Source organism: Labrys sp. 22185 (assembly GCF_052045555.1).
Classification (GTDB): Bacteria; Pseudomonadota; Alphaproteobacteria; order Rhizobiales; family Labraceae; genus Labrys; species Labrys neptuniae.
In genome coordinates this window covers 1-676 of the sequence record NZ_JBQEPH010000121.1, presented here as the reverse complement: position 1 = coordinate 676, position 676 = coordinate 1, and the positions used below count along the sequence as shown (strand labels likewise).

Sequence of the window (676 nt, the reverse complement as noted above, 5' to 3'; positions counted from 1 at the left end):
GCTTCGCCGCCGGCCCTGGCCGTCAAGCCACGCACCGCCGCGGACCAGGCGCGCGACCTGATCGCGATTTATCGCGACATTCTCAAGCGCGCGCCCGAACAGGAGGCCTGGCCCTACTTCATGACCGGCGACTTCGTCGAAGACGAGGACGCCAGCCAGGAGGACCGCGACTGGCTGAAGGGCAAGCGCAAGACCTTCTTTGCGGAGTTTGAGGCAGGCAGCCGATAGTCGGGGAGTGTGGATATTGCAAAAATTTGTTCTGGATACACTCACGGATGCCGCCGACGGAGGCGGGCCGCTATGGGGCAGGTTCGACCCGGACTGGTATCTGCAAAGCTACCCTGTTCCCGAAGATGCATATCCTCTGGAGTTTTATTTTCGCGTTGGCATGAAGCTCGGGCACTCGCCCAATCGTTATTTCGACGAGGCTTTCTATGTTTCCGAGCATGAGCAGGTGGCCCAGGCGATCGCCGAGGGGCAAGTGTCATCTGGTTTCGAACATTATTGCCTCAGCGGACGGAATGAGCTTTCGGCACACTGGCTGTTCGAACCCGGTTTCTATCGCCATCTCTACGCGGATTTGACCGATGCTGCCCTGATCAAGGGAGGCTTTGCCAATCTCTATGACCATTATCTGAAGCGGGGAGCGCAGGAGGGACGGCAAGCCCATCTGCTG

At 59.0% G+C, this 676-nt stretch carries 1 protein-coding gene and 1 pseudogene; both read left to right on the top strand.

From position 1 onward, the window contains the following. Nucleotides 1-228 (top strand): hypothetical protein (locus ACTJKX_RS38210; RefSeq protein WP_440728504.1); only part of this gene is annotated, 228 nt, incomplete at its 5' end. A gap of 16 nt (nucleotides 229-244) precedes the next feature. Next, nucleotides 245-676: pseudogene (locus tag ACTJKX_RS38205) on the top strand (hypothetical protein); the annotation flags it as partial.